The organism is Shewanella alkalitolerans, assembly GCF_019457575.1.
In the GTDB taxonomy this organism is placed as follows: Bacteria; Pseudomonadota; Gammaproteobacteria; order Enterobacterales; family Shewanellaceae; genus Shewanella; species Shewanella loihica.
The window spans coordinates 3,154,377-3,171,152 of the sequence record NZ_CP080422.1; the positions used below are offsets into that span (position 1 = coordinate 3,154,377).

The 16,776-nt window shown below is 52.5% G+C and carries 16 protein-coding genes; 10 read left to right on the forward strand and 6 right to left on the reverse strand.

Going from position 1 to position 16,776, the window contains the following annotated elements; genetic code table 11:
- The first annotated feature begins 127 nt into the window (after positions 1–127).
- From K0J45_RS13785 to K0J45_RS19775, 5 genes are all read left to right on the forward strand, one after another.
- Positions 128–1,255 carry a hypothetical protein gene (locus K0J45_RS13785; protein WP_220042974.1) on the forward strand — a complete coding sequence of 376 codons (1,128 nt, stop codon included), beginning with the start codon at positions 128–130 and terminating at the stop codon, positions 1,253–1,255.
- 163 nt (positions 1,256–1,418) lie between these two features.
- Positions 1,419–3,053: a methyl-accepting chemotaxis protein gene (locus K0J45_RS13790; protein ID WP_220042975.1), complete on the forward strand. Its 1,635-nt coding sequence runs from the start codon at positions 1,419–1,421 to the stop codon at positions 3,051–3,053.
- Between the two features lie 148 nt (positions 3,054–3,201).
- On the forward strand, positions 3,202–3,453 hold the full coding sequence (locus K0J45_RS13795; RefSeq protein ID WP_011866480.1) for a hypothetical protein: 252 nt from the start codon (positions 3,202–3,204) through the stop codon (positions 3,451–3,453).
- Positions 3,454–3,587: 134 nt separating this feature from the next.
- Positions 3,588–4,562 (forward strand): substrate-binding periplasmic protein, encoded by a 975-nt coding sequence (locus K0J45_RS13800; protein WP_220042976.1) that lies wholly within the window; start codon positions 3,588–3,590, stop codon positions 4,560–4,562.
- Positions 4,563–4,782: 220 nt separating this feature from the next.
- Positions 4,783–4,914: a hypothetical protein gene (locus tag K0J45_RS19775; protein WP_258406098.1), complete on the forward strand. Its 132-nt coding sequence runs from the start codon at positions 4,783–4,785 to the stop codon at positions 4,912–4,914.
- 68 nt (positions 4,915–4,982) lie between these two features.
- Here the strand turns inward: K0J45_RS19775 and K0J45_RS13805 are convergent, their stop codons facing one another.
- Both K0J45_RS13805 and K0J45_RS13810 read right to left on the reverse strand, forming a co-directional pair.
- Positions 4,983–5,570 carry a lipid-binding SYLF domain-containing protein gene (locus tag K0J45_RS13805; RefSeq protein WP_220042977.1) on the reverse strand — a complete coding sequence of 196 codons (588 nt, stop codon included), beginning with the start codon at positions 5,568–5,570 and terminating at the stop codon, positions 4,983–4,985.
- Between the two features lie 451 nt (positions 5,571–6,021).
- The gene (locus tag K0J45_RS13810) at positions 6,022–6,609 is read right to left on the reverse strand and encodes a lipid-binding SYLF domain-containing protein (protein WP_011866483.1); all 588 of its coding nucleotides are present in this window, start codon (positions 6,607–6,609) and stop codon (positions 6,022–6,024) included.
- Between the two features lie 463 nt (positions 6,610–7,072).
- On the opposite strand from K0J45_RS13810, the gene K0J45_RS13815 reads away from it, so the two are divergent.
- Complete coding sequence (locus K0J45_RS13815) at positions 7,073–7,879, forward strand: molybdate ABC transporter substrate-binding protein (RefSeq protein WP_220042978.1); 807 nt, start codon at positions 7,073–7,075, stop codon at positions 7,877–7,879.
- Between the two features lie 140 nt (positions 7,880–8,019).
- Here the strand turns inward: K0J45_RS13815 and K0J45_RS13820 are convergent, their stop codons facing one another.
- From K0J45_RS13820 to K0J45_RS13835, 4 genes are all read right to left on the reverse strand, one after another.
- The gene (locus K0J45_RS13820; protein ID WP_220042979.1) at positions 8,020–9,357 is read right to left on the reverse strand and encodes a M20 metallopeptidase family protein; all 1,338 of its coding nucleotides are present in this window, start codon (positions 9,355–9,357) and stop codon (positions 8,020–8,022) included.
- A 175-nt stretch (positions 9,358–9,532) separates the two neighbouring features.
- On the reverse strand, positions 9,533–10,063 hold the full coding sequence (locus tag K0J45_RS13825; RefSeq protein WP_220042980.1) for an outer membrane beta-barrel protein: 531 nt from the start codon (positions 10,061–10,063) through the stop codon (positions 9,533–9,535).
- Positions 10,064–10,310: 247 nt separating this feature from the next.
- Positions 10,311–11,126, reverse strand: a complete 816-nt coding sequence (locus tag K0J45_RS13830; RefSeq protein WP_258406692.1) for a cytochrome b/b6 domain-containing protein — start codon at positions 11,124–11,126, stop codon at positions 10,311–10,313.
- A 153-nt stretch (positions 11,127–11,279) separates the two neighbouring features.
- Entirely contained in the window at positions 11,280–12,281 is a 1,002-nt protein-coding gene (locus K0J45_RS13835; RefSeq protein ID WP_258406693.1) for a choice-of-anchor H family protein, read from the reverse strand.
- A 262-nt stretch (positions 12,282–12,543) separates the two neighbouring features.
- Here K0J45_RS13835 and K0J45_RS13840 point away from each other — a divergent pair, with 262 nt between their 5' ends.
- The 4 genes from K0J45_RS13840 (at position 12,544) to K0J45_RS13855 (ending at position 16,633) form a co-directional block, all read left to right on the forward strand.
- Positions 12,544–12,861, forward strand: a complete 318-nt coding sequence (locus K0J45_RS13840; protein ID WP_011866491.1) for a PepSY domain-containing protein — start codon at positions 12,544–12,546, stop codon at positions 12,859–12,861.
- A gap of 22 nt (positions 12,862–12,883) precedes the next feature.
- Positions 12,884–13,564 (forward strand): response regulator transcription factor, encoded by a 681-nt coding sequence (locus tag K0J45_RS13845; protein WP_220042982.1) that lies wholly within the window; start codon positions 12,884–12,886, stop codon positions 13,562–13,564.
- 17 nt (positions 13,565–13,581) lie between these two features.
- Positions 13,582–15,036 carry an ATP-binding protein gene (locus K0J45_RS13850; RefSeq protein ID WP_220042983.1) on the forward strand — a complete coding sequence of 485 codons (1,455 nt, stop codon included), beginning with the start codon at positions 13,582–13,584 and terminating at the stop codon, positions 15,034–15,036.
- A 172-nt stretch (positions 15,037–15,208) separates the two neighbouring features.
- Positions 15,209–16,633, forward strand: coding sequence for a DUF3300 domain-containing protein (locus K0J45_RS13855; protein WP_220042984.1), 1,425 nt, complete (start codon positions 15,209–15,211; stop codon positions 16,631–16,633).
- Positions 16,634–16,776 lie beyond the last annotated feature (143 nt).

The following is a 16,776-nucleotide window of genomic DNA, read 5'->3' on the forward strand; positions in this document are numbered from 1 at the left end:
GAGTTCAGGTAAGGAGGTTTTGCACACCTTGGAAAACACAAGATATATAAAGCGCTACATCAATAAAGATCAAAAAGTAACAAACAAATATAAAGCAACACAGTTTAAAATTTAAATTGGATATACGATGATGAATAAAACAACATTTTGCCTTTCTATTTTAGCCAGCGCCATGGCGCTCAGTAGTTTCAATACCTTAGCCGCGGAAGAAGATGGTATTAATATTCACGGCGCCGTGCGTATTAATTATGCTTATAAAGACTATAGCGAGAGTTCTAAAGACAAAGGCGGTGACTTTACCTTCGATATGGCCTCGCTAAGATTTGATGGCAAACTGGGTAATTGGGGATTGAAATCTGACTATCGTTTCACCTCTGGCACCAACTACATCAAGTATGGTTACGCCTTCTATGATCTCAACCCAGAGTGGCAACTACAGATGGGTATCAACCAGGTACCTTTCGGCAACCGTGATTATATTTCAAATAGCTATTGGTTCGGCCTGCCCTACTACCTGGGCTTCGAAGACGACTATGACATTGGTGTGAAGGCGACCTTCGAACGCAACGGCTGGCATACCGACATGGCCTTTTACAAAGGCGCCGAGTATGGCCCAACTGAAAACAAACGCTATGCCGCCGATCTCTACACAGGCACCATCAATGGCACCGAATACAACAACGAAGAAACCAATCAGATCAACCTGCGCCAGACCTACACTGTCGAACATCAGGGCGGCACCACCACCATAGGTGCATCATTAGAAGCGGGTCAGATCTACAACGCCAAGACAGGCAATAACGGTGATCGCTACGCCGTTGCGGCTCACCTCAACACAGTATTCGACGGCTGGAACATTCAGCTGCAGGCAATGCAATATGAGTTCAATGCCGCCGATGCGGTCGATGACAACAAGATCGCCGTCTCCGTGGTGAGTTGGCAGTACGAAGTGGCATCTAAAGGCCAGATCTACAACCTGAACATCGCCAAAACTATTGCCACTGATTGGGGCAGTATCAAGTTCTACAACGATTTCGGCCTGATGACGCCGGACGTAGATGATGACACCTACGACAACAGTATGCAGAACGTATTAGGCGCCGCACTTTCTGCCGGCCCGACTTACACCCATATCGACTTCATCATGGGTAAAAACATGACCTTCTCCACCGCTAACAACGACCATGTCGGCCTGCCCGAAGTCGGCAACGATTGGGACAAGCGCATCAATATCAGCATGGCCTACTATTTCTAACCGCCAGTGTGGTCTATCGACTATCGGACGCCACCCTCATTCGATAGTCGATGACCACCTTTAGGGTCGGCTCCGAGTTCGTTTAACGCTGTACGAATAGCTTTTGGCCCAGCCTTCGCCCCGTCGAAGGCTTTTTTTAATTTATCAATGAGGTTATCAGCGCATGTTCAAGCTTAAAAACCTAGCCGTTAATCACAAGATAGCGCTCGCCTTTAGCTGTATCGCCGTTGCCATCGTGGCTCTCAGCATGATGCTAATTTCGGGACTCAATCAAACACGTGACAATATTCTCACCCTGACGGATGAGGTGCTGCCCAACGTCTTGCTGGTCGAGAAAATTAAGTTTGTCACTATCTTCATTCGCCGAGATCAATTCAGTTTTCTTCCCAGTATTGGCGACCCCGAAATGAAGAGCTGGATGCAAACGACAGACGATATGATCCAAGATGTCACTAGGATGATCGACTCCTACGAGAAAGCCATTAAAACCGACGCCGAGCGTCAGGCGTTTATACTGGCAAGAACACATTGGCGCGACTACCTAGCCGCCGAGAGTGGCTTTAACGAGATAGTGTTGAAACAAGATTTAGCCGGGGCAAACACTTACCTGCTCAGTTCATACAAGCAGTTCAATAAGATGCAAGAAGCCCTAAACCAGCTTACCGCCATCAATGTGACCCGTACCGAAGCCGACAAAGTCAGCACCCTAGAAGGTGTGAGTCGCACCTCCATTAAAACCTATATAGGTATCGCCGCCGTAATTGTCCTTATGGCATTGATGACACTTTTACTGGGCAGGCAGATTCGCGCACCGCTGCATGCCGTGATGCAGATGGCTCAGGCGATTGCCAGTGGTGATCTGACCTACAACATAGATCGTAAGCAGATAGGCACAGACGAATTCGGCCAACTAGCCGATACCTGTATCAGCATGCAAAACAATTTAACGGCCTTGGTAACTCAGATCAGTGCCGCGGTTGAGCAGCTAAGCACCTCTATCGAAGAGGTCAGCGCCATCTCTACCCAGTCTTCTCAAGGCATGGCCGCGCAGCAAAGTGAAATTACCATGGTCGCCACGGCAATGCAGCAGATGCAGGCCACGGTCAATGAGGTCGCCATGAACACAGAGGAAGCCTCTACATCGGCCAACGCCGCCAATGACTTTGCCGACCGAGGCAACCAAGAGGTCAAACACAATATCCAGGCCATCGAACGGGTCTCCACAGTGATCGACGAGGCCGGTGAAATGGTGGCGCAACTGGAGAAGGACTCTGCCAGTATTTCCATGGTCGTAGACGTGATTGGCGGTATTGCCGAACAAACAAACCTGCTGGCGCTCAATGCCGCCATCGAGGCCGCACGGGCCGGCGAGCAAGGCAGAGGCTTCGCGGTAGTTGCAGACGAGGTGAGAACCCTGGCCGGCAGGACTCAAGATTCTACTCGTCAGATAGTGGAGATTATCGAGAAGCTGCAACAAAGAGCCATCGAGGCTGGCGGCGCCACCAAACAAAGTTGCGAGATGATTCGTCGCTGTGTGTCACAGAGCCTGGCAGCCGGCGATAAGATAAGCGAAATCGAAGTCGCCGTAGCACAGATTGCGGCGATGAACATTCAGATCGCCAGCGCGTGTAGCGAACAAAACTCGGTGACCGAAAACCTCAGCCAAAACATAGAACGAATCAATGTCTCCTCGGCGGAGGCTGCTCAGGGTGCCAGCCAGACGGCCCAGGCCTGTATTGAGTTGAGCCAACTCTCCCTGGAACTAAAAACCATGGTCGATCACTTTCAAACGACCTAGGGCTCCCTCCCGCTGCGATGATAGATATCTGGCCCTGTGGTATTTACCTCAGGGCCTTTCTGTTTCGCTTAACGGATAAGATTGCAATACAATGACAATTCATTCTCTAGTAGCTTCAACTTTAACCACTAAAAATAACAAAACAGCCATGGCCCGCCCCAACAAGAAAGCGCCCAGTCGCACCGTCGAAATTTTCTGTGCCCAGTGTAAGACCCGGCTGTTTAAGTATCGCAAGGGCGGTAAAGGTGCCTTGGTCAAATGCTTCAAGGAACGCATCGTAGAAGATGATACGCACACGCCCTGCCATTGCCCAAACTGCGAGCAGTGTTTTGCCCGCGATACCTTGATTAGAGGCGTACCCGCTTTTAAGATAATTGGTGGCAAGGCAACAATGAAATAGCTAACCAATTGCAAGATAAGCTAAATTTATCATTCGGCCTACGCCACTCTCGGCGCGACTAGGCACAACTTGACGCAAATCGATTAAAGTTGGCAGTAAAAAGGGATTCAATGCATAAAAGGGATGATTGGCCCATGGGATTAACCAAGCGAGCAGCAAGGTTGTTACAGGCAAGTCCTGGGGATACTGCTGGCCTGACGGAGCAAAAGGCTCGCCTCACACGCATCCCTCATAAGCCCTCCTTGTCACTAGCCCATACACTCGCGCTTACACTCACACTTACATTTTCCCTAACACTCAGCACTAACGCCGCCTCCTGCGAACTCACCATGGGCTATCGCACCAGCGAGCGCCTGCCTTACATACATGCCGAGGCGAATAACCAGGGGCTCTATCTCGCCCTGTACCAGAAGGCGGCAGAGCGGATCGGTTGTACCCTCAAGGTACTCAGGGCTCCCAAGAAGCGGATACTCAGAGAAATGCGTCTGGGCAAGGTGGACTTTTATCCGGGCTTTGGTTTTACACAAAAGCGTAATCAGTACAGCTACTTCATTGCCAATGGCCTCTATGAGCGTTACACAGGGATCAGCCACAAAGACCTAGCACAAATCAGCTCCCTTAACGAGTTGGTCGGCACCCCCTATGTGCTACTCATCTCACCCGGGGGCTATGATCTCGATGGCATTCCTAAGGGCATAATCACCCGTCGTCCGCCGGAAATGGATGCCGCCCAGGCCTTTGAGCTGCTGATTGCCCGCAAGGGTGACTTCTTCAGCTATGATGAGACCACCTTAAGGTTCGAACTGGCCCACCATCCCCACCCCGGGCTCAAGCTTCACCCAGAATGTTGCGAGCCGATGCGCGACATGTATCTGGGATTTTCACGGGCGAGTCGCTATTTTAAGGCCTCACCCAATCCTGATTACGATCCCAGCCAAGCCGACTCCATCGCCAACAGAAGACTCTTGTTGACGCCCGGCAGTAAGGCTCACGCCCTGGCCGACGAACTGGAGAGAATGCGTGCCAGCGGCGAGACAGAAAGGATAAGAGAGAGCTTTTTCGCGCCAAGCCAAGCCACTGATGTGACTTCCGCCTCACACAGTCAATGACTTGAATGACTTGAGTGACTGAATACCGGCTTGAGCAACTGCTTAGGCAGTGCCTGCGACTTTATTGTGTCACAATCTGCGATTATGCTATGACTGGCTGCAAGCTAAGGCCAAATCCAAGCTTGGCCTGTTGCATCGATCGCTCACTAGACTAAACTGCGTCGGTGAAGGCTAATGGATAAGCGAAATGGAAAGCACAAATTGGCATGAGGAAACAAGGATGAATTCACTACTCAAGGCATGGGACGCCACCCCCGAATTACTAAAACCACTCGTCGCTCTGGCGTTGTTGGGACTCTTGTGTCTCACCGCATTTTTCTTCGGCCGGATGATCGGCCTGCTGCTCTACTAAGCGCTAACGAATCGTCAGGCTAGCATCAATCGCCAGACGCGCTGGCGATTGTCTCGGCAAGGCAGAGATCACTGCCGGTTTTGCATGAAATCTTCGCTGAAGTCGGTCGGCCAGTATTTATAGCCTTGTACGGTCGCCTGCGCCGCCGCCCCCATCAAATTAACCTGATAGGTTTTTACGCCGTCGAGATCCACCGACTGATTGGCCGACACCTGATCGCCACTCTCCTCATATTTGGCACTGGCCTCCGCCTGGGCCTGGCCCTCATAGCCTGAGTCCTTAAATCTTTTCAGCGCATCTGGCTTCATGAAGGCCTGCACGAAGGCCACCTGCTTCCAGCCGATCCCAGCACCAACGCCGCCTGTCGCGAAGCGATAGTAGCTGTTCTTGCCGCCTTCGCTCAGTACACAGATGCCGCCCCCCGTCGATAGCGCAAACAGATAACTGTTGCTGCCGGTACAGACTACGTGGGCAACCGAGTTCGCCACCGCGCGCTTAGCCCCCGGATGCTGTGCATAGATACTGGCCAGAGCCTCCTGGGTCTCCTGACGAGCATTGGCCTTCTTCGCCTCGGGCGTATTGCCTGTAGCGCAGCCAGCAACAAGTGTTACCCCGATAAAAGCCAAAAGTGATTTTCTTGTCGAAATTGTAAACATACCAACTCTCTATTAACGCCTGCGCGAAATACGCAAAAAGTTTTTAACCAATTGAATATAAAGAACATATAAAGTTTCCGCGTAATATATCCAGGCATTTAAACAATGCAAAACAGATGGTCAATTGTGAGAGCTCAGCAGCAAATCTACACGATGAAATAATAGATAAGCCTAATGTGTATGAGTGATGCAGATAGTTCGAGGAATGGAACATCCAAGGTAATTAGCCAGAGTCGATACAAGCGTATGGATAAGCGAAAGGGAATGAACTAATCGGGATGAAATAAATGGGTGAATCAAACGAAACGAGTAGTCAGTTAAATAGCTGTCGCTCGGCAAAAACTAGAGCTAACGCTAGCGCTAAGGCTTACACTGACGACTTAGAATGGAAGGTAATCAGGCTCGCCTGCAATCGCCAGTCAAACTGGCGATTGTCTCGGCCAGATAGCCGCTACTTATCTTTCTCGATGAAATCATCGGTAAAGTCTGTCGGCCAGTATTTATAGCCTTGCACCGTCGCCTGCGCCGCCGCCCCCATCAAATTGATCTGATAGGTTTTCACCCCATCGAGATCCGCAGATTGATTGGCCGACATCTGATCGCCACTCTCCTCATACTTGGCGCTCGCTTCCGCCTGGGCCTGACCCTCATAGCCAGAGTCCTTGAATCGCTGCAGCGCATCTGGCTTCATGAAGGCTTGCACGAAAGCCACCTGTTTCCAGCCAATCCCGGCGCCAACGCCGCCCGTCGCGAAGCGATAGTAGCTGTTCTTGCCGCCTTCACTGAGCACGCAGATGCCACCACCCGTCGATAGCGCAAACAGATAACTGTTGCTGCCGGTACAGACCACGTGAGCAATCGAACTCGCCACGGCCGATTTGGCAGCTGGATGCTCGGCGTAGATACTCGCAAGGGCCTCCTGGGTCTCCTTACGGGCATTTTCCTTCTTCGCCTCGGGCGTATTGCCTGTGGCACAACCGGCAATGAGTGTAACCAAGATAGCCGCCATAAATGGCGTTTTCATCGACAATGTAAACATCCTTATCCCCTCATTCATTTCAGCATTAATATTTGAAATAACACTAATTTATAGAAGTGAAAATCCAATAAATCAAATTGGTGCCGAACAAAATTTATCCAGGAATATAAGCCCTACAGAGACCCTGCCGATGCGAGCGCCACCGCCATTTTGCTCACTTAGACAATGCAAAGCTCATGAGATGTTAAGGCAGAGGGATGTTAAGGCTAAGGGATGTTAAGACTAAGAGATGTCGAAACTAAAAAATGTTGAGAATAAGGGAAAGCTAAGCAGTGATTGATAAAGGCTGTTCATAAGTGCGCCATCCATAACTTGGTCAATCCAAGGCGCGACATTTTGTCTCGCCCGCCACTTAATTCAGCGATCCCTGTAGCAAGTTAACTTCCCACCTAAAGCCGTCTATTGCCCGGGAGCGAAATCTCGGGTTTGATAGGCCAATCTATGACAAACAGGGATTTTAATCATGAAATATCAGTGGTTTCTAGGCACGCTTTTCATCGCAGGCATGAGCGCTCAGGTAACGGCCCATGAGCCGCCCATCGAGTTTCGCGCCGCCGGCAGCCTCAAGGCCGCCATGACAGAGGTGATTGGCGCCTATCAGGCCAAGAGCCATAGCGAGGTTGCCCCTCAGTTTGCCCCATCAGGACTGCTTAGAGCGCGTATCGAGTCTGGTGAGAAGGTGGATCTCTTTGCCTCGGCCAACATGAAACATCCTACTACTTTGAGCCAAGCTTCCCGCAGCGGCGATGTGGTAATGTTTGCCCGTAACAAGCTCTGCGCCCTTGCGCAGCCAGAGGTCGAACTCTCGAGCGAGACTCTGCTCAGCCAGATGCTCAATAGCAAGATACGTCTTGGCACCTCTACCCCTAAGGCAGACCCCGCCGGTGACTACGCCTTTAAGGTGTTCGAGCGCGCCGAGGCCATCTCATCCGGCGCCCAGCAGCAGCTGGAAGCCAAGGCACTTAAGCTAACCGGCGGTCCAGACAGCGCCAAGCCACCGAAAGGCCGTAATCCCTACGGCTGGGTGATGGAGAACAAGCGGGCGGATATCTTCCTCACCTACTGCACCAACGCCGTGCTGGCGCAGAAAGAGGTCAAGCCCCTCAAGATAGTGCAGCTGCCTGAAAACCTGAGTGTCGGCGCCAACTACGGCCTGACCGTCATTCAGGATGCGCAGCCCCATGCGGCGGATCTGGCGCTCTTTATCCTGTCACCACAGGGGCAAAAAATTCTGGCCAGCTACGGCTTCGACACCCCAACCTTGCCCTAGCAACTACACAGTCCTAGCAACTACTCAGTCGTAACAACTCCGCTTCCTTAGCAACTAAGTCCTTACAGCAAAAAGGGCTGGCACATGCCAGCCCTGATTTAAACACTTCTAGTGCTCTTAAATATCGACCCGTTAACGCGCTATTGGTTAAACAGATCCAAGGCCGCACGGCTCATCGCCTGCACTCCCGCCTCGAGAGCGACAGGGTAATCCGGCGCAAACTTGCTGGAATGCAGCGAGGGGAGACTCGCGCCCGATACCTGACTGGCCGCATAATCGGCCGCGGGCACAGCGCCTAACCAGAACAGAGTGATAGGCTTTTTAGCGGGCGTTAAGCCATACAGACCAAAATCCTCTCCCGCCATCACAGGCGACGCCTCCAAGACATTATCATCCCCCAGCTGCTTGGCGATGCTGGCCCTGACCTTAGCAGTCTGCTCCGGGTCATTATAGGTCGATGGAATGCTCTCCTCTTGATGCACATACACATCAGGCCACTCGGCCTCGCTCAGTCCCGCACTAATGGCGATCCCCTTAGTGAGTCGCTCGATGGCGGCGATCTGCTGCTCGCGCACCTTAGGATCGTAGGAGCGCAGCGTCAGCTGCAGCTTCACCTCGTTGCCTATGATGTTGTGTTTCGAGCCGCCGTGAATCGAACCCACGGTGATCACATTGGGCGATAATGGCGAGACCTCCCGGCTGACGATAGTCTGCAAAGCAAGCACGATGCGCGCCGCCAAGACCACAGGGTCGACCGTAGTGTGAGGATAGGCGCCATGACCGCCGCGCCCCTTCACGCTGATATCCACCGAATCCACGTTCGCCAGGGCATAGCCCGGAGCGATGGCCACCTTACCCGCCGGTACTGAGGCGCTGACATGCAGCCCAAGAATATGATCGGGTGTCGGGAACTGGCTAAACAGCCCCTGTTTAAGCATCGCCTTGGCACCGCCCCCCACCTCTTCGGCGGGCTGGGCCACCAGCATCAAGGTGCCCTGCCATTTATCTTTTTGCTGAATCAACTGCTGCGTCGTGCCCACCAGATTGGTCATGTGCACATCATGGCCACAGGCGTGCATCACCCCCACCTGATTGCCCTGGGCATCAAGGGTGGTGACCTTAGAGGCGTAAACTTTGCCCGTCTCCTCAACAATCGGCAGGGCATCGGTATCGGCGCGGATCATCACAGTGGGCCCCTTACCGTTACGGTAGATGCCAACCACGCCATGACCACCAAAATCCCGGGTCACCTCTATACCTAAGGCCTCGAACTCGGCCGCCATTCTCTCGCCACTCTGTTGCTCATGGTAAGAAAGCTCGGGAGCTTGGTGCAGCTCGAGATAGAGACTGGAGAGCGCCGGCATGGCTTGCTTGACCGACTGCGACAGCGCCTCGTCTTGGGCCCAGAGGCTTTGGCTGGTGCCGAGGGCAACCAGGGCGCCCGCTAAACAGGATTGATGAATGATCTGGCGTAACATGCTTGACTCCATTGCCTAAAATTTTTCCACTAGGTGCTCAGCATAGCCTGTTAACTAAATGATCAGAAGCGGTAAAATACCTTGTGAGAATTTCCCTTTAAACGAACGAGATTTCTCAACCCACAAAAAAACGCAGCTTGGGCTGCGTTTTTATTTAGCGCGATAAACTTATCCTTTAAAACTGATAATGCACGCCTAGATAGACATTGCCCCAGTCGCTTTCCACCTGCTCATCGAGCCCGGTCGCATCAAGATCGGTATAGAGCATCTCATAGGCGATACGCACGTTAATGCCATTATCGAAAGCCATGTTAAAGCCTGTGCCCCACAGCCAGCCATTGCCGTCATAGTCCAGATCGGCCTCGACCTTAGTGGCCGCCATACCGGCCTTGATGAACATAGAGTAAGTATTATTAAAATAGTGGTGGAACTTGGCCGCGATAGACAGCTGATTGGCCTTCACATCCCCCACATCGACAAAGTTGTCGGTGCGAACATAGGTGCTCTCGACGGCGAAGTTTTTACTGAAATAGTAACCGCCATAGAGACCATAACTGATGGCCGACTCGTCAAATTCTCCCGCCTCTAGCGTAGAATGACCCGCCATGCCCCCTAGATAAAATCCCTTGATATCGTCGTTCGCCATCGCAGTTCCCGACGCGATAAGACTCGCCAAACACAGTGCCAGCAAAGATGCGCGCTTCATACTTCCCCCGAAAACAAAATATTTACAAGTGGCCAACATACTAGTGCAAAAATCTTATTAAATTAAGTCTTTAATTGCTGCTTAGATAAAAAACCAACCAAGCTTTGTCCGCTCGGCAACTAGGTAGAATCCTGACCATAAAAAAAATGCAGCCTAGGCTGCATTTTTCACATACTTGCTTCAGACTCCGATGAACGGATGCCGTTGACTTAGGCTATGAATCTTCTAAAGCCTTTGTCTGCCGTAGTTAGTGCTTCTCATCCTCGGCGGGGCCGCTGAGGAGCTTGTTACCCGATATCATCGCCGACACTAGGCCAGGCTGATGTTTAATCTCGGCCACTATCACCCCGGCCACATGCAGCACTATCATCAGGATAAGCAGATACACGCTATACACATGCACCTCACCGGCCAGCGACTTATAGGTCTTTAATACCGCCACCTTCTGCGCATCGACGCCGGTATCATCATAGGGCTTGATGCTGGCACCATCTACGCCAGGCTGGGCGATATAGTCGCTGACCGCACCGCCAAAGGGAGGGTAATAGATATCGGTTCCGGCGCGCACCAGACCAGTCACCATTATGGTCACCAACAGCAGCATCATGGCAAAGATGGCCAGACGCCCCATGGGGTTATGATATAGATATTGAGGTGACTCCCCCTTGGCCAGCTTGGCCTTGTAGCGAGACAGCCCCTTGAGATCCGGGAGAAACTGACTCAGGCGGGCGCTATGACTGCCGATAACGCCCCAGATCAGTCTGATACTCAGGTTAATGGCAAACAGGTAACCGACCCAGACATGCAGTTTCTTCAAGCCAATCTTGGCTTCCAGGCCGCTGATGCCAATATCGCCCTTAAATAACATCACCATGCCGATGAAGATCAGCACCATGACTAAGCCAAGGTTTATCCAGTGAAACAACCGTGTGGGCTTGTCCCACACCTTGTAAACCTTCACCTCTTGACTAACTCCTTCATGACTAACTCCTTCATGACTGACAGCCCCTTGATTGGCAGCCCCTTGATTGGCAGCCACTTGATTAATCGCCTCTTTTGGCATCGTCTCCCCCATTTCAGACGTTTATCCAGTGGCTCTTAATATACGCCTGTTGGGAGCAAAATTTTGTGAAATATGCTTCATGGCAAGGCAACTTAACCTTAATTCTTTTATGGTTAATTAATCTTGCTACGAAGGAAGATCTCGATAACTTTGTTAACCCTGCTGGCGGCGTCTGATAAGGCTCAACCAGCCCAAGCCCAGTAGCCCGAACAGCCAGCCCACAGAGAGGCTACCGCCACTCACCTCGACTTCGGTGACAACCTCTTCGACCACATACCGGTCACGATCGGCGCTCTCCAGCGGCAGACCATAGAGATCATCCAGATCATCGCTGCTGATGGTGGCGACGATATCGCTGTAACCCACCTCATAGAGATCGATCAACACATCATAATGGTCCGTCGGATAACCAGTATGCAGCGTGGTAAGCACCTCAAAATCATCGTCGCTGGCATCGTCCACTATGGTGAACACATCAGTGGTGTGGTACAGCTCCCAGGGGCCGCCATTCCGGCTCAGATAGAGGTCGGCATAGACATTGGCATGCTCGCCCAGATAATAACTGTGGACGTCGGCATCGAAGGTCACACTGAAGGTGCGATAGAAGCCGTCATAATCGACATCTTCAAACAGGCGGCTGCTGGCCTCATAGATAGCAAATTCGTGGTAAATCCCCGCCTCGAGGCGCTGAGCGGAGGACTTGAGCGTCTTAGTACCAGCCTGAGCCGAGCTCTTATCTAAGCTCTGATCTGAACCTTGCTCTGCGCTGTGTGTCAGGGCCTGGCGCTCGGCAATCACCTGCTCACGAGTCTTACGCGGGGCAAGTTTCACCTCCTGCTGTTTAAGCTGTTCGGCGCTCGCCTGCTGCGTACTGGTCATGGCCTGCCCGGCGCGGCTAAAACCTTGGGCCAACGTCTGTTCATCTTGCACTACGCTGGTCGATGCCGAGCCGACCAGGGCGCTTGTCTCACCTGTATTTTCTCCGAGATTGTCGGCTGCCATGGCTGCGCCGCTGCCCAGCATGGTCAACAAGGCGGTGGCCTTGATGGCGCTATACAGCTTGCCCAGAGCAGAGGGGGTCTTAATTAAGGGCGTATTAGTTAATGACGTATTAGTTGCCAGCTGCTGGCTCGTTTTCATCGTAAGTCTGTTCATAATCAATCTCCATAGAATGGACTGCGTCTTGCTTAAGGCCATTAGATGCGATCGAAAATGAACGTAAGCTGAACATTAAAAATCAGCCTATTCAACAAGATGGCGCAAAATTAAACATTCAGCTCCTGTTCATCTGCGCAAGATAACAATGAAAAAGCACGCTTGCCGCTTTACCCTGGCGAGCATGGAGATTCGCGGCATATGTTTCTTATTTTTATAGGATCTTTTACACTGTCCGAAGAATTCAACACAGGTGATTTTGATGAAACCAGCCCTAATATTGCTCGCCATAGCGTCACTCCTGTTTCCCCTACAAGGATACAGTGCGGGCTATGGAATATCGGCGGCCAGTAGCAGCATCTTGATGGCGGCTCAGAAAAATACGAATCAAAATCTACGTGTTAAAAATCGTCAGCAGGCCACTCAGATGGTAAAGGGGCGCTATAACGCCAAGGTCCTGAGCGTGCAATCATCACGGGTCAATGGCAACCCAGGCTACCGCGCCAAGTTGCTCAGTAAAGATGGCGTGGTCTTCTATGTCGCCATCGACGCCGTCACAGGACAGATGAGCCGACAATAACCTGCTAAGAAAGGACACGCCAATGCGATTACTACTGGTTGAAGACGATTTAGCCCTTCAGGAAAACCTGAGACAACACCTGCTCGATGCCAACTACACCTTAGACATCGCCAGCGACGGCGAAGAGGGCCTGTTTCAGGGACGAGAGTATCCCTACGACGCCGCCATTATCGACGTGGGACTGCCTAAGTTAGATGGTATCGCGCTGATCGCCAGGTTAAGAGAAGAGGGAATAGACTACCCCATACTGATCCTAACCGCCCGCGACAACTGGCAAGACAAGGTCGAAGGCCTGGATGCTGGCGCCGACGACTACCTGACCAAGCCGTTTCATCCCGAAGAGCTGGTCGCCAGGCTCAAGGCGCTGATCCGCCGGGCGGCGGGCAAGTCCAGCCCTGTGATCCAAAACGGGCCATACTCTCTCAACACCAGCAGCCACGAGATCAAATTTGGCGACCAGGATGTCAGCCTGAGCGGCTCTGAGTACAAGCTGTTCGAGTATTTCATGCTGCATATCGGCGAGGTGAAATCCAAGAGCATTCTCATCGAGCACATCTATGATCAGGACTTCGACTTAGATTCCAACGTCATCGAGGTCTTTATCCGCCGCCTGCGTAAGAAGCTCGACCCCGACGGCCAGTATGGTCTTATCGAGACATTGCGTGGCCAAGGTTACCGCCTCAAGCCACTGGATAACAGTTAAGCTTTCGAGGCCATTTGATGAGCAGCCAGCGCGCCCCACACGGCAAACTCAACTCCCTTAGGGTTCGTCTGATCCTCAGCGCCCTGTTGCTGATATTGCTGCTGCTGCCGACCATTGGCTTCGCCCTCAACAACGCCTTTAAACAACAGGTGATGACCAACGTCAGAGAGCAGCTTAGCGCCTACCTCTATTCTGTACTGGCGGTGGCCGAGATGGACGATGGCAAGCTCTATATGCCAGAGGCACTGCTGGAGAATCAGTTCAATGTCATAGGCTCAGGCCTCTACGCAGTGATCGACAGCGCAGGCGATCACCGAACTGAAAGCGTCCGCCTGGGTGAAAACCAAAATGACAGCCAGAGCGATAACCAAACTGAAAGTGACCGCCAGGCCAGCGTTGAGCCACTCTGGTCATCCAACTCCTTTCTTGGATTGAACCTCACGACGCCCCTGCCCCATCCTAAGGTGGGACGCAGCGAATTTGGCGAGCTGATGTTAGAGCAGCAGCCTCATCTCATCTACAGCTTTAGCGTACGCTTCGCCCCCGGCGAGACCCAGCGCCAGAGCGCGCCAATCACCATCCACATCATCAAAGATCTCGACGGCGTGGCGCAGCAGCTCAAGGCCTTTAGCCAACATCTGTGGAGCTGGCTGGTGGTGTTGATGCTGGTACTGCTGGCGATTCAATTTGCCTGGCTGGCCTGGACATTAAAACCCCTAGCGCGCTTCAGAGAGGAGCTGGGACAGGTACAGCGGGGCGAGGCGGAGCAGCTCAGCGGCCATTACCCCAATGAACTGCAGGCGGTGGCCAAACAACTCAATACACTGCTGAGCACAGAGCAGCGCCAGCGCAGCCGCTATCGCAACGCCCTCTCTGACTTGGCCCACAGCCTCAAGACGCCGCTGGCGGTGATCCAGAGCCAGAAAGATCTCAGCCCCACCTCACTTGAGCAGGTCGGACAGATCAATCGCACCATAGGCCACCAACTCAAACGTGCCCAGAGCGCCGCCGGTAACGCCTGGCACCTGGGGATCAAAGTCAGCCTGGTCTCCGACAAACTGCTGCGCACCCTGGTCAAGATCCATCCCGGGGTAGCGCTCAGCTATGGCAAGGCCCCAGAGGAAAACCAGATCTTCTACGGCGATCAGAGCGATCTTACAGAGATGCTGGGCAACCTGCTGGATAACGCCTGTAAGGCGGCTAGAAACAAGGTGATGCTGAGCGTCGACGCTGACAATGGAAAACTCATCATCAGCGTCGAAGATGACGGCGCTGGCATTAGCCCAGAGCAGCGTCAGCTCATACTCGAGCGTGGACGACGCGCCGATACTTATGAGAAGGGCCACGGCATAGGGCTCGCCATCGTCGGTGACCTGGTGCAGAGCTATCAGGGACACCTCACCATAGATAGCTCGACGACGCTTGGCGGCGCCAAATTCAGCCTGAGCTTCCCTCAGCAGTTCGCCGAGTAGCCAGAGTTCAGGCTTAAGCGTGAGCAAAAGCCGGGTTTGATCTAAAGCCTAAATCAGCTCGGTTCAGCATTTATTTATTATTTTCTTCCCCATTTTTAGCTTTCAGCTAATGTTCATCTTGGGCCTTTTATTATCTGAGTAAATCCAATGACAGATAAGCCTAGGAGACGTTATGAAAAGCATCAGACAATGGACTTTGCTCCTGCTCATTGCCCTTTCACAGTCACTGCTTACCCCTTCAGTGTCGCGGGCAGAAGACGCTGTTCAAGAGATCCAGTTTAGCGATGCCGAGCTGGCACAGATGCTGGCCCCCATTGCCCTGTATCCCGACAGCCTACTCACCCACATTTTAATTGCCTCCACCTATCCGCTAGAGGTGGTACAGGCCAATCGTTGGCGCAACAAAAACAAGTCGTTAGAAGGCGCTGAGGCGGTTAACCGCGCTGAGAAACAGGACTGGGATCCCAGCATCACCGCCTTGGTCGCCTTTCCCGACCTGTTGCAACGCCTGAGTGATGACCTCGAGTGGACTCAGAAGCTGGGCGACGCCTTCTTGCAGGACGAGGAGCGAGTGCTAGACAGCATTCAGAGCCTGAGACAGCAGGCCGAGCGCGCCAATGCCTTCGACGATATGGAGAACATGAAGGTCACTAAGGTCAATCGCCAGATCGTTATCGAACCTGTGCAGCGTGAGGTGATCTATGTGCCTTACTATGACACCCGAGTAGTCTACGGCCATTGGCACTGGTACAACTACCCGCCTGTGTATTGGGCCTATCCACCCCATTACGCCGGTTACTACCCGGGTCATATTTCGGGACACTTCTACTTCAACAGCGGCATACATATCAGCTTTAACTACTTCTTTAGTGCGTTTAGCTGGCGTCAGCGTCACATAGTGGTGACCCACCACCATCATACGACTCGCTACCGCCCTTACAGCCGAATCGTGACCAGCAGCGGCGCCCAACGTTGGCACCACAAGCCGGTCCACAGACATGGTGTGGCGTATCGCTCGCCAAAGGTTAAGGCCCGCTACGACAAGTATCGTCCTAACCGCTATGACGTAAAACACAATAGCAGCATGGAGCGCTACTCAAAGCAGGCCAAGCCGAGTCAGGCCAAGCACTACAACGCGGCGCAGGTTCAAAAGCGCCGCGAACAGAACTTCAGCCATAAGCTGAGCGATGCACGCAGCCAGCATGACCGTCATCAAAACGCGCATAAGACGCCGACCAAGTATTATGAGAAGCGCGACCGACTCAGCCTGAATGACAAGGCCAATCGCTCATCGAGCAATAAAGCCGACAACTGGTCGAAAGAGTGGAATAGAGAGAAGAGCCCTCAGCGAAACGACAGCTATCAGCGTGAGATGAAAAGCCCTCAGCGCGATAATAACTATCAGCGTGAGAAGAGTAATCAACAGCAAAGCTACCAAAGAGAGAGGAGCCCTCAGCGGGAGATGAGCCATCAGCGAGAAGTGAAGAGCACTCAGCGGGAAAGGAGCCATCAGCCAGTAAAGAGCCATCAGACCAATAACGGTCGTGGCGCCTCATCTCACAATCAACAGGGCCGAACTAAGCAACGTGATAACTAAGCGTTAAGTCGCTAAGTAACTAAATAGCTAAGTAGGGAGCAGTTGAGAGCTTGCCAACGTAAAGAGCAAGCATTAAGGCGGTGGCAATCACCGCCGCCACTTTTCTCTAATCAGTTCAGCAATACTCGGATCCCGCCCCCTTT

Coding starts and splice junctions, on each gene's coding strand:
- K0J45_RS13785 (WP_220042974.1), top strand. CDS start 128: ATGATGAATAAAACAACATTTTGCCTTTCTATTTTAGCCAGCGCCATG.
- K0J45_RS13790 (WP_220042975.1), top strand. CDS start 1,419: ATGTTCAAGCTTAAAAACCTAGCCGTTAATCACAAGATAGCGCTCGCC.
- K0J45_RS13795 (WP_011866480.1), top strand. CDS start 3,202: ATGGCCCGCCCCAACAAGAAAGCGCCCAGTCGCACCGTCGAAATTTTC.
- K0J45_RS13800 (WP_220042976.1), top strand. CDS start 3,588: ATGGGATTAACCAAGCGAGCAGCAAGGTTGTTACAGGCAAGTCCTGGG.
- K0J45_RS19775 (WP_258406098.1), top strand. CDS start 4,783: ATGAATTCACTACTCAAGGCATGGGACGCCACCCCCGAATTACTAAAA.
- K0J45_RS13805 (WP_220042977.1), bottom strand. CDS start 5,570: ATGTTTACAATTTCGACAAGAAAATCACTTTTGGCTTTTATCGGGGTA.
- K0J45_RS13810 (WP_011866483.1), bottom strand. CDS start 6,609: ATGTTTACATTGTCGATGAAAACGCCATTTATGGCGGCTATCTTGGTT.
- K0J45_RS13815 (WP_220042978.1), top strand. CDS start 7,073: ATGAAATATCAGTGGTTTCTAGGCACGCTTTTCATCGCAGGCATGAGC.
- K0J45_RS13820 (WP_220042979.1), bottom strand. CDS start 9,357: ATGTTACGCCAGATCATTCATCAATCCTGTTTAGCGGGCGCCCTGGTT.
- K0J45_RS13825 (WP_220042980.1), bottom strand. CDS start 10,063: ATGAAGCGCGCATCTTTGCTGGCACTGTGTTTGGCGAGTCTTATCGCG.
- K0J45_RS13830 (WP_258406692.1), bottom strand. CDS start 11,126: ATGCCAAAAGAGGCGATTAATCAAGTGGCTGCCAATCAAGGGGCTGCC.
- K0J45_RS13835 (WP_258406693.1), bottom strand. CDS start 12,281: ATGAACAGACTTACGATGAAAACGAGCCAGCAGCTGGCAACTAATACG.
- K0J45_RS13840 (WP_011866491.1), top strand. CDS start 12,544: ATGAAACCAGCCCTAATATTGCTCGCCATAGCGTCACTCCTGTTTCCC.
- K0J45_RS13845 (WP_220042982.1), top strand. CDS start 12,884: ATGCGATTACTACTGGTTGAAGACGATTTAGCCCTTCAGGAAAACCTG.
- K0J45_RS13850 (WP_220042983.1), top strand. CDS start 13,582: ATGAGCAGCCAGCGCGCCCCACACGGCAAACTCAACTCCCTTAGGGTT.
- K0J45_RS13855 (WP_220042984.1), top strand. CDS start 15,209: ATGAAAAGCATCAGACAATGGACTTTGCTCCTGCTCATTGCCCTTTCA.